At 56.3% G+C, this 11832-nt stretch carries 10 protein-coding genes; all 10 read left to right on the top strand.

Annotation, left to right across the window (positions count from 1 at the left end; genetic code table 11):
* Nucleotides 1-30 precede the first annotated feature (30 nt).
* The 10 genes from KGD89_RS12870 (at nt 31) to tssG (ending at nt 11822) form a co-directional block, all read left to right on the top strand.
* Complete coding sequence (locus KGD89_RS12870) at nt 31-1527, top strand: MFS transporter (protein ID WP_025260190.1); 1497 nt, start codon at nt 31-33, stop codon at nt 1525-1527.
* Nucleotides 1528-1600: 73 nt separating this feature from the next.
* Nucleotides 1601-2605, top strand: coding sequence for an SMP-30/gluconolactonase/LRE family protein (locus KGD89_RS12865; protein ID WP_038399864.1), 1005 nt, complete (start codon nt 1601-1603; stop codon nt 2603-2605).
* Nucleotides 2606-3263: 658 nt separating this feature from the next.
* The gene (tssA, locus tag KGD89_RS12860; RefSeq protein ID WP_025260187.1) at nt 3264-4820 is read left to right on the top strand and encodes a type VI secretion system protein TssA; all 1557 of its coding nucleotides are present in this window, start codon (nt 3264-3266) and stop codon (nt 4818-4820) included.
* Nucleotides 4821-4852: 32 nt separating this feature from the next.
* On the top strand, nt 4853-5356 hold the full coding sequence (gene tssB, locus KGD89_RS12855; RefSeq protein ID WP_025260186.1) for a type VI secretion system contractile sheath small subunit: 504 nt from the start codon (nt 4853-4855) through the stop codon (nt 5354-5356).
* A gap of 28 nt (nt 5357-5384) precedes the next feature.
* Entirely contained in the window at nt 5385-6860 is a 1476-nt protein-coding gene (tssC, locus tag KGD89_RS12850) for a type VI secretion system contractile sheath large subunit (RefSeq protein WP_025260185.1), read from the top strand.
* Between the two features lie 10 nt (nt 6861-6870).
* Complete coding sequence (tssE, locus tag KGD89_RS12845; protein WP_025260184.1) at nt 6871-7278, top strand: type VI secretion system baseplate subunit TssE; 408 nt, start codon at nt 6871-6873, stop codon at nt 7276-7278.
* Nucleotides 7279-7288: 10 nt separating this feature from the next.
* Nucleotides 7289-7789 (top strand): PAAR domain-containing protein, encoded by a 501-nt coding sequence (locus KGD89_RS12840; RefSeq protein WP_025260183.1) that lies wholly within the window; start codon nt 7289-7291, stop codon nt 7787-7789.
* A 3-nt stretch (nt 7790-7792) separates the two neighbouring features.
* The gene (locus KGD89_RS12835) at nt 7793-8698 is read left to right on the top strand and encodes an alpha/beta hydrolase family protein (protein WP_025260182.1); all 906 of its coding nucleotides are present in this window, start codon (nt 7793-7795) and stop codon (nt 8696-8698) included.
* Nucleotides 8699-9063: 365 nt separating this feature from the next.
* Entirely contained in the window at nt 9064-10851 is a 1788-nt protein-coding gene (gene tssF / locus KGD89_RS12830) for a type VI secretion system baseplate subunit TssF (protein WP_025260181.1), read from the top strand.
* Nucleotides 10815-11822: a type VI secretion system baseplate subunit TssG gene (tssG, locus tag KGD89_RS12825; RefSeq protein WP_025260180.1), complete on the top strand. Its 1008-nt coding sequence runs from the start codon at nt 10815-10817 to the stop codon at nt 11820-11822. The genes tssF and tssG overlap by 37 nt, the downstream gene beginning before the upstream one ends.
* The last annotated feature ends 10 nt before the right edge of the window (nt 11823-11832 follow it).

Below are 11832 nucleotides of genomic sequence, written 5' to 3'. Positions count from 1 at the left end.
GTGGTGCTGTATTGAAAAGGATGAGCTGTCTTGTCGGGTAGAACTTTAAACCGCTGGCTGGTATTGCTGGCGGTCATGATGGCTTTCCTGCCGATCGTACTGGATCTGACCATTCTTCACGTGGCAGTCCCCTCGCTTTCCATGGCCCTGCAGGCAACCGGCACCGAGGTCCTGTGGATCATCGACATCTATCCGCTGCTGATGGCCAGCCTGTTGATCCCCATGGGGACACTCGCCGACAGAGTCGGTCATCGGCGCATGTTGCTGCTGGGGCTTGGCATCTTTTGTACGGGTTCGGTTCTTGCGGCATTTGCTCCGAGTGCCGCGGCCCTGATCGGGGCGCGTGCGTTCATGGCTTTTGGTGCTGCCATGGTCATGCCATGCACCCTGGCCATCGTTCGCCAGACGTTCAATGATGAAGGCGAACGGGCTATGGCGCTGGGCATCTGGGGTGCAGTCGCTTCCGCAGGAGCTGCCCTGGGACCGCTTGCTGGCGGGGCGCTGCTCGAGCATTTCTGGTGGGGCTCGGTATTCCTGATAAACGTGCCAGTGATGCTTGTTGTCATGCCTCTGGTGAGGGCCTATATCCCGATGCGTCTGCTATCGGCAGGCAGTAACGGAAAGTGGCCCATAGGCCAGGCCCTGATTCTGATCTTCGGCATCATGGCAACAGTATATGGCCTGAAATCCGGCTTCAGGACAGGCAGTTCCCTGTTGATGACGATTCTCTTCCTGGCATTCGGCATCCTGATGATGTGCTGGTTTGCACGTAAACAACTGCGCTCGCCCGACCCAATGCTCGACTTGAGCCTGTTTTCTGTTCCGGCGATCAGCGCAGGTGTTGTCATGTCACTGATGGTCATGGGAGCGCTTGCCGGGGTTGAGTTGATGCTCGCTCAGGAGCTGCAATTCGTGCTCGGGCAAACGCCTCTGGAGGCCGGAATTTTCATGCTGCCACTGATGATTGGCTCCGCTGTGGGCGGGCCACTGGGAGGCATGATTCTTCAGGCGACCGGGTTGAGACGGGTGGCGAGCTTTTCTCTATTGGTTTCTGCCGTATCGCTGTTGGGGCTGGCGCTTGCAGACCTGGGCAGCAACGGTGTGAGGGTCATTTTCATCCTGGCGACACTCGGACTGGCACTCAGCGTTGGCATGACAGCTTCTTCAGTCGCGATCATGAGCAATACGCCAGTCGAGAAAGCCGGCTCGGCCGGGGCTCTGGAGGCGACAAGTTATGATCTTGGCTCAGGGCTGGGGATCACGGTGTTCGGAATCATTCTGACGTCCAGCTATGAAAGATCGATCCGTCTGCCGGGTGACCTGCCCTTGAATATCGCCGAAACAGCAGGGCGCTCGATCGGCGAAACGATGATGGCTGCCAAGGCGCTGGGCGGGCATCAGGCGCAGCAACTCGTTCTGGCCGGGCAGCAGGCTTTCAGCTCATCACACAGTCTGGTTCTGCTCGCGGCTTCCGCCTTGATCGGTCTGGTGAGCATCGTCGTCTGGAAGCTGTTACGTAGCCAATAGACATCGGGAATAAACTTCGGCCGCCGATTACCGTCAAACCAGCTTCGTACGTATCTTCATATAAGGACGGAATATGCGGCAATTACGAAAGAAAGTGTCCCTGTTGCTATTGGGCAGCTCACTCTTGGCAACCAGCCAGATCATGGCTGCGGATGCGGCTTCGCCCATAACGGTGGTTGCCACCAGCCCTTCGTTTTCCACGCTAGTCGAGCCCAATGCGAAGGTGGAACTGCTCACCGACGGAGCAAAGTGGGCAGAAGGCCCGCTGTGCCTGCCAGATGGACGACTGCTCTGGAGTGACGTCAAGGCGAACAAAGTCATGAGTTGGGACGAGAAAAGCGGCGTCACGACCTTGCTGGATCCTGCTCACTATCAGAACGGGCGGGCACTGGATGCCGAGGGGCGCGTGGTTGCAGCCTCCCACGGCGAACGGGCAATCGTGCGTCAGGAAAAGGATGGCAAATGGCAAACCCTGGTCGAGAGATACAGGGGCAAACGCCTGAACAGCCCGAATGATGTCATCGTCGACAAGAGCGGCCATATCTGGTTCAGCGATCCGACCTTTGGCGTCTTGAACAAGGCAGAGAGTTACGGAGGAAAGCCGGAGCAGGGCGGTGAATACCTGTATCGCTATAACCCGCTGCTCAAGGAGCTGACGCGCCTCAAGGCACCGGGCCTTCATTCACCCAATGGCCTGGCCTTTTCGCCTGATCAAAGCCTGCTCTACGTCGCCGACTCGCAATTGGCCCACGACTTCAAGAACCCGAAGCTGGCCCACAAGATCATGGTCTATCAGGTACACAAGGGCGCACTGAGCAATGGCCGGACATTTGCCGAAATCACTCCGGGTATCCCTGACGGCCTCAAGGTCGACAGCAAAGGCAATGTCTGGAGCAGCAGCAAAGAAGGTATCCAGGTGTTCTCGCCAAAAGGCGAACTGCTGGGGAAATTGCAGGTGGCTGCAGAGGATACCGGCAACCTTGCATTCTGCTCTGCGGGCTCACAGCACTGGGCTTACGTGACGTCAGGTAACAAGGTATTGAGAGTGCAGACGCTGGTTGGAGGGAGTCAGGAGTAACCCTGGCTCGTCATCAAGCCTTTCTTTCCTCCATTGCTGTGCATGTATACATGCACAGCAATGGGGAAATACCCCTAGACATCTCCGGGTAACCCTGAGGATGGTCTTTTCATTGCCTATCACTTGTATGTATTCATCTGGTCATGACATTCAGTCATAACTACGGCACATGTTTTGTCTGCATATTGCCAAGTGTCAGGATGCGCGCGACATCATATTGATATCATTAGTTCCCGTGCATAAAAATAATAATCGCAAGAGTTAGTGGTGGGTGCTGTTGATATATAGATGATTGCTAATTGCCATCATCTTACATGATGGTTCTCATCCTCGCAGAGAGTGGTTCGCCTGGATGGATATGTCGTCCGTTGCGATGTGCCGGATGGGGTTCCATCCCGTGTGGGCCGCACTGAGGCAGAGATGTGTGACATCAGCCTGGTATCATTAGTTCTCGCGATTTAAGAAAATCCCTACAAAAGATAAAGAAGTTTCGTCTTGCTGTTTAAGTACTTGCTAGTGGCCATCACCGTGAGTAAGATCCACGGCCTCAGAAGGTGGGATTCCCAATTAAACCAGGGGTTCGCTACCACTTCGCGCTGTCTTATGCCATTGCACTTGTAATGGCCATATTGGATGTGATCGTAATTGAAGGTCATGGATGTCCTACTCAAGTAAGCTTTCAGCTCATTACCTCGAACTCGCAAAGGCACCGGTTTGCGCCGAAAGCTTTGCGGGAGAGGACGTTCGCTTTTCAAGCGAGTATGAGGCTCTGGAAAGCGAGCTGAATAAAGCCCAATCCATGCACGAAAGCGGTCAGATCGACTGGCTGAAAATTCGCGAAAACAGTGAAGCTCTCCTTCGTACCCAGTCCAAGGATTTGCGCGTAGGCGCCTGGCTGACCTGGTCCCTTTATCAGCGTGAATCCTTCCAGGGGCTGTTGGCAGGTCTCGGGCTTTTACACCATCTTTGCGAGAATCACTGGCCCGAGGTTTTCCCGAGCAAGGCTCGTACTCGTGCCGCTGGCATCAGCTGGCTGGTGTCACGCCTTGAGCAGGTGTTGAACGAAAACGTTGCCATCAAAGAGCAACTGCCTCTGTTCCGCCGTCTGGTCGAGCACCTTGAAGGTCTCGACAATGCGTGCACCAAACATCTGGGCGATGATGCTCCACTGCTGTTGCCACTTTCCCGCCGCCTTAAAAGCATGGTCCAGCGCGCTGCCGACAACCAGCCGGAACCTGGCGTGGTGGGTGCAGCGGTTGCTCAGGTCAAGCAGGCCGCTACCCAGTTATTCACGCCCGGTGCGCCGATCGACAACGAGAAGGAGGCGCACAAGGCCCTGCGTGCCCAACAGGAAAACGCACGTCCGCTGTGCGCCTGGTGGCTCAAGCAGAAAGCCAGTGACCTGCGTGCCTTGCGCCTCAGCCGCACGCTGCTGTGGCTGCCTATCGATGCGGTTCCTGAGCGCAATGCCGAGCAGATCACCGCGCTGCGCGGGCTGCCGGCAGACAAACTCAAGGCTTATCAGGATCGTTACGACCAGGGCAAATATGCCGACCTGCTGGTAGAGCTGGAGGCCAGCCTGACGAAGGCGCCATTCTGGTTCGATGGTCAGCGGATGGTCTGGGAATGTTTGCAAGCCCTGAACGCCGAACTGGCCATGCGCGAAGTGGAAATCCACTTTGCACTGTTGATCCAGCGCCTGCCCGGCATTATCGAATTGCGTTTCCACGACGGCGCACCGTTTGCCGATCCGAATACCCGCGCCTGGATCAGCGCCAATGTCATGCCGCACCTGCAGACTGCCAGTGCGCCGCGCAAGGTTGAAGTTGCCGACATCCAGCCGGCCTGGGAGCAGGCCCTCGAAGATGTCATGCCGATTCTGCGCAAGGAAGGCCTCAAGGCTGCCGTGCAGATTCTCAAGCAGGGCTTGCAGAGCGCCAACGGCGGACGGGTAAAGTTTTTCTGGCAGTTCGCACTCGCGCGGCTGTGCTTCATGGCCAAGAAATACGAACTGGCCAGGACTCAGCTCGAAACACTCGACCAAACATTACAGGACTCAGGCCTGAGCGCCTGGGAGCCCGATCTTGCGCTGGAAGTGCTGCATTTACTGCATAGCTGCTACGAGTTGTTACCGCAGAACCATGCAGTGCGTGAACGCAAGGAAGAGATTTATCGCAGGCTGTGCCACCTCGACCTCGAAGTGGTACTCGAATAGGCCCCAGGGCCACAACCGCAAGGAGAAAAGCCATGGCCAAAGAAGGCTCGGTAGCCCCCAAGGAACGCATCAACGTCACTTTCAAACCTGCCACCGGTGGTGCACAGGAAGAGATCGAACTGCCGTTGAAGCTGCTTGCAATCGGTGATTACACGCACCGCAAGGACGAACGCAAGATCGAAGATCGCAAGCCGATCAGCATCGACAAAATGACGTTTGACGAAGTGCTGGCAAAGCAAGAGCTGAGTCTGACATTGAGCGTGCCGAATCGCCTTCAGGAAGAAAGCGACAATGAAGAGCTGGCCGTGCAGCTGCGCGTCAACTCGATGAAGGACTTCAACCCGGCCAGCCTGGTCGAGCAAGTGCCAGAGTTGAAGAAACTGATGGAACTGCGCGACGCGTTGGTGGCCCTCAAAGGTCCGCTGGGTAACGCGCCTGCGTTCCGCAAAGCCATCGAAGGCGTTCTCGCCGACGACGAATCCCGCGGTCGCGTACTCGGTGAGCTGGGTCTGAACGCCGAAGCCCCGAAAGCCTGAGCCTCTATCAGTCAAGGAAGCCAACACAATGAGCACTAGCGCAGCACAGCAAAAGAGCAACGAGAGCGGCGAATACAGCATTCTCGACAGCATCATTGCCGAAACCCGCCTGACACCGGACGACGAAGCCTACGACATCGCCAAGCGCGGCGTATCTGCCTTCATCGAAGAACTGCTCAAGCCGCAGAACAACGGTGAGCCGGTCAAGAAGGCCATGGTTGACCGCATGATCGCCGAGATCGATGCCAAGCTCAGCCGTCAGATGGACGAAATTCTGCACCACCCTGACTTCCAGTCCCTGGAATCGTCCTGGCGTGGTCTGCAATTGCTGGTCGATCGCACCAACTTCCGCGAAAACATCAAGATCGAAATCCTCAACGTCTCCAAGGACGACCTGCTGGACGACTTCGAAGATTCGCCGGAAGTGATGCAGTCGGGTCTGTACAAGCACATCTACACCGCTGAATACGGTCAGTTCGGTGGACAACCGGTTGGCGCGATCATCGCCAACTACTACATGTCCCCAAGCTCCCCGGACGTGAAACTGATGCAGTACGTCTCCAGCGTAGCCTGCATGTCCCACGCGCCGTTCATTGCCGCTGCCGGCCCGAAATTCTTCGGCCTGGAAAGCTTCACCGGTCTGCCGGACCTCAAGGATCTGAAAGATCACTTCGAAGGCCCGCAATTCGCCAAATGGCAGAGCTTCCGTGAGTCGGAAGACTCCCGTTACGTTGGCCTGACCGTGCCGCGCTTCCTGCTGCGCAACCCGTACGATCCGGAAGAAAACCCGGTCAAATCGTTCGTGTACAAGGAAACCGTCGCCAACAGCCACGAGCACTACCTGTGGGGCAACACGGCCTACGCGTTCGGCACCAAGCTGACCGACAGTTTCGCCAAGTTCCGCTGGTGCCCGAACATCATCGGCCCGCAGAGCGGTGGTGCTGTTGAAGACCTGCCGTTGCACCATTTCGAAAGCATGGGCGAAATCGAAACCAAGATTCCTACCGAGGTTCTGGTTTCCGACCGCCGTGAATACGAACTGGCCGAGGAAGGCTTCATTTCCCTGACCATGCGCAAAGGCTCCGACAACGCGGCGTTCTTCTCCGCAAGCTCGGTGCAGAAGCCGAAGTTCTTCGGCATCAGCGCAGAAGGCAAGGCAGCAGAGCTGAACTACAAGCTCGGCACCCAACTGCCGTACATGATGATCGTCAACCGCCTGGCTCACTACCTGAAAGTGCTGCAGCGCGAGCAACTCGGTTCGTGGAAAGAGCGTACCGACCTCGAGCTGGAACTCAACAAGTGGATTCGCCAGTACGTGGCCGACCAGGAAAACCCAAGCGCCGAAGTGCGTGGCCGTCGCCCGCTGCGCGCTGCCCAGATCATCGTCAGCGATGTAGAAGGGGAGCCGGGCTGGTACCGCGTCAGCCTGAACGTGCGTCCGCACTTCAAGTACATGGGTGCCGATTTCACCCTGTCGCTGGTTGGCAAGCTGGACAAAGAGTAAGGAGCAACTCATGACTGGATACGGCAGCCTTTTCGAACGCCTGAATGGCGACGCGGATCAACGCGTCGGATGGAGCCGCGAGGTTTCCGCCATGTCGTCCGTGGCTGCCCATCTGGCCAAGATGCTCAGCACCCGTGCGGGCAGCGTGCAAACGCTGTCCGATTACGGGTTACCCGATCTCAATGACATGCGCCTGAGCCTGCACGATTCCTTGAGTCAGGCACGCCTGGCCATCGAAAGCTTCATCGAAGCCTACGAGCCGCGCCTGAGCAACGTGCGTGTCATTTCCCTGCCGCGTGACAACGATCAGCTTCGCCTGTCCTTCAGCATCGAAGGCCTGCTGGAAGTTGATGGTTTCAAGCGCCAGGTCAGTTTCGCCGCTCGCCTGGATGGCAGTGGTCAAGTGAAGGTCAACTAAGGAGGCTCCGATGTCCGGTAAACCCGCAGCACGTGTATCCGACCCGACTGCTTGCCCTGTATCCGGCCACGGCACAAACCCGATTGCCGCCGGTTCCGGCGACGTATTCTTCGACGGCCTCCCGGCCGCCCGCCAAGGCGATGCCTCGGCCTGTGGCGGTGCGTTGGTGGGTGATCTTGCAACAACCGTTCTGATCAACGGCAAACCGGCTGCGACCGTGGGTTCTGTCGGTAGTCATGGCAACAAGGTGACGGCTGGGTCCGGGACGGTGATTATCGGGAATTCGCATACTCCGGTGCCGTTTGTGCCGCCGTTGCCTTTGCCTGGTTTTGATGAGCAGTTTGTGTTGACCGACAAGTCTGGTGCGCCAATGGCTAATTCCCGCTACCTCTTGGTAAGGGAGGATGGTTCAGAGGAAGAGGGCATTACAAACGACAAGGGCTTGACTCATCGTGTTGCTCGCCACAAGCAGGCAGAAAAAATCGACATCTACATTGCATCGAGGGACTGATCAATGGGCGCCGATACCAAAACAACTGCTAACGGAAACTTTGTAAAAGTCTCAACCATGCAGAGCACGCCAACCAAGGAGCCGGGGCCAAAGTCCGTCGAAGTAGAGCATGGGCTCACCGTATTTCTTGGCGGAGCAGGGATGATTGGCGCCTATAACGATGACATGATCGCAGCATTTGAAGAGGTTGGCATTTCCAATGCGGCTTATGGAAATTACTCTTCACTTATTGTTGGTATGGATAAGTATGTTCCCGAATACGCCGACATGCTGAGCGACGCATCCTCGGTGGTTCTTTATAATCAGGATGAAAAAGATCCTGTCGTCCTTGAGTATGGAGAATTGCAGAAATGCGAGTACGGCAATGAGTATATAGAGAAAAAATACTTGTTTGGCTGGATTACTGTCAGGAACTACAAGGACGTTGTATGTACCCCCGTCAGTGATCTGATGGCAATGAAAATAAGTCGCGATGTGAGCAAATTAAAGGCAACTGAGTTTCCATTGAGCGTTTTGCAGATAAACAAGCCTTTGCCGAAGGTTGGGCAGTTCAACATCGTCGGTTATTCGTGGGGGGCAGTGATTGCTGCACGCAGTGCCATTTATCATGCCCGTGCCGGCATCAGGATCGATCACCTTGTTCTGATTGGTGCGCCTATCAATAAGAGCCTACGTGATGCGGTCAGCTCACACCCCAATATTGGCAGCACCATCATTATTGACCTCAAGGACAAAGGAGATCCAATTTACGCGGGGATTTCAGATGAAGAATTGATGAAAGCCTCTATTGAATTGGGCAAGCAGATGCTCAATGGTGGAGGGCACTTTTATTACTCTGGCGATAATCCTGAGGGGAAAGCCAGACGTCGAGAGCTGGCTAAATTGCTGTACGAAAAAGGGTTGCGCTAAGTGTTTCGGTACATTTGTTTGGCCGTATCTGCGCTTTTGTTGCTGATGTCTTTTACACATCCGCGAGGGCAGCAACCGAACAGCACATTCTATGAATGGCTATTCTTGTTTTGTACAATCTCTTTCATTCCGCTGATAGTGGCGGCACTTTATTATCTTGTTAAAGGTGCCGGCTTGGCTTTGGTTCAAAGAGATTTTCGGGCAGGCGCTCCGTCTTTGCTGGTTTCTATCGTAGCGTTTCTCGCAATTTATAGTTTTGATAAGTGGGTGTTTCGTGAGCTGTTTTAAAGGCAGCTTAGTTGGCAAGGAAGTACGTATTCGTGAAAGCAACGGGTCAATTCGTTCACAAAACAGGCAGGTAATCCGTGTCCTTTAACCACTACTACCAAAGCGAACTCACCGCACTGCGTCAGTTGGGCCGCCGTTTCGCCGAGCGTAGCCCGGCATTGGCGCCTTTTCTGGGGCAGGCCGGGCGTGATCCGGATGTGGAGCGGTTGCTGGAAGGTTTTGCATTCCTGACCGGGCGTCTGCGCCAGAAGCTCGATGACGAATTGCCGGAGCTCAGCCATTCGCTGATGCAGTTGCTGTGGCCCAACTATATGCGGCCGCTGCCGGCGTTCAGTATTTTGCAGTTCGATCCGCTCAAGCGTTCAGGGCCTGCGTTGAATGTCGAGCGTGATACGCCCGTCGAGAGCGTGCCCAAGGATGACGTGCGTTGCCGTTTCCGTACCTGCTACCCGACCGAGGTGCTGGCGCTGGATCTGGCGGCACTGAATTACTCGGTGAAGGGCGACGGTTCGCTGTTGAGTCTGCGCCTGGAGATGAGTGCTGATGGTCATCTGGGCGAACTGGAACTGAGCCGTCTGCGCCTGCACTTCGCCGGTGAGCGCTATATCAGCCAGATGCTTTACCTCAGCTTGTTGCGCAATCTGGAAGGCATCGAGTTGATTCCTCTGGACGGAGCCGGCAAGCCTATCAATGGCGTCAACGACATTCCGATGGCATTCAAGATACCGGGCGACCGCGTACAGCCGGTGGGTTTTGCCGAGGAAGAGGCGTTGATCCCGTATCCGCTGAACACCTTCCGCGGCTATCGCTACCTGCAGGAATACTTCGCCTTTCAGGACAAGTTCCTGTTCGTCGACGTCAACGGCCTGGATATTCTCAAAGCGCTGCCGCAAGACACCCTCAAGCAGATGCGTGGCCTGGAACTGCGCTTTGACATCCGCAAGAGCGGCATCCAGCGCCTGCGTCCGACCCTGGATAACGTGAAGCTGTTCTGCACGCCCATCGTCAACCTGTTCAAGCACGACGCGCTGCCGATCCGTCTCGATGGCAAACAGGACGAGTACCTGTTGCTGCCAGCGGAATACGATCTGGAAAACTGTGGCGTGTTTTCGGTGGAAAGCGTGACCGGCTGGAAGCCCGGCGGCCTCGGTTATCAGGAATACGTGCCGTTCGAGTCCTTCGAGCATGACCCGAGCTTCGACGTGCCCAACAGCCGTCCGCACTACAGCATCCGCCAGCGTTCATCCTTGCTGCATCACGGCCTGGACACTTACCTGAGCTTCGGTATCCGTCATACCGAAGCCCACGAAACCCTGTCTATCGAGCTGATGTGCACCAACCAGAACCTGCCGCGCAAGCTCAAGCTCGGCGATATCTGCGTGGCCTGTGAAGAGACGCCGGAGTTCCTGAGTTTTCGCAATATCACCCAGGCCACGTCGAGTTTTGCGCCGCCGCTGAACCGTGATTTCCTGTGGAAGCTGATCAGCAACATGTCGCTTAACTATCTGTCCCTTGCCGACGTCAATGCACTGAAGGTGATTCTGGAAACCTACGACCTGCCGCGCTACTACGACCAGCACGCGGAAAAGGTCAGCAAACGCCTGCTGGGCGGGCTCAAGTCGATCAAGCATCAACACGTGGACCGGTTGCACCGTGGTCTGCCGGTACGCGGTTTGCGCACCGAACTGACCATCGACCCGGAAGGGTATATCGGCGAAGGCGACCTGTTCGTGTTCGCTTCGGTTCTCAACGAGTTTTTCGCGCTTTACGCCAGTCTCAATTCGTACCATGAGCTGCGGGTAAAAAGCACACAGGGAGAGGTGTACCAATGGACACCACGTATGGGCCTTCAGCCCCTGCTTTAAGCGGGCTGACCCGAAGTATACGAGAGTACTCGCTGTTTCAGGCCGTGCTGCTGGTCATCGACCGGCTGCGCGAGGCGCACCCGTACCTGAGCGAGGACGACCTGTACGACCAGCTGGAATTCCAGGCCAACCCGAGCCTGGGTTTCCCTGGCAGTGACGTTGATCGCGTGGAGTTTTTTGAAGAGCACGGGCAAATGCGAGCGCGCATGCGCTTCAACCTGATCGGTCTGGTGGGTTCCGGTTCGCCGCTGCCTGCGTTTTATGGCGAACAGGCGCTGGGCGACAGCGAGGACGGCAACCCGACCCGCAATTTCCTCGATCTGTTTCACCATCGTCTGCAACGGCTGATGCTGCCGATCTGGAAAAAATACCGCTATCGGGCCAGCTTCGAAAGCGGCGCGGTCGATGCGTTTTCTTCGCATCTTTTCGCCCTGATCGGCCTTGGTGGTGAAGAGATCCGGCGCGCCAAGGAACTGAACTGGAAGCGCCTGCTGCCATATCTGGGCTTGCTCAGCCTGCGTGCTCACTCGGCAGCATTGATCGAAGCGGTGCTGCGTTACTACTTCAAGCACGCCGAACTGACCATCGAGCAGTGCATCGAGCGTCGGGTGGAAATTCTCGACGAGCAGCGCAATCGTCTGGGTTGCGCCAACAGCATGCTCGGGGAAGACCTGGTGCTGGGTGAACATGTACGCGACCGCAGCGGCAAGTTCCGCATTCACATTCGCGAGCTCGACTGGCAGCGCTTTCACGAGTTCCTGCCAATCGGTTTCGGCTACCAGCCGCTGTGCGCGCTGGTGCGGTTCACCTTGCGTGACCCGCTTGATTACGACATTCGCCTGGTACTGCGCCAGGAAGAAATACGCGAACTGCGCATCGGTGAACAAAACGCCTGTCGCCTGGGATGGACCAGTTGGCTCGGCCGCGAAAAAGCGGACGGTGTGGTAACCCTGGGCAGCAAAACTCATTAAGGACAGATGA

It is taken from the genome of Pseudomonas cichorii (assembly GCF_018343775.1).
Taxonomy (GTDB): Bacteria; Pseudomonadota; Gammaproteobacteria; order Pseudomonadales; family Pseudomonadaceae; genus Aquipseudomonas; species Aquipseudomonas cichorii.
The sequence above is the reverse complement of the archived record's forward strand: the minus strand, read 5'-3'. Positions and strand labels throughout refer to the sequence as shown.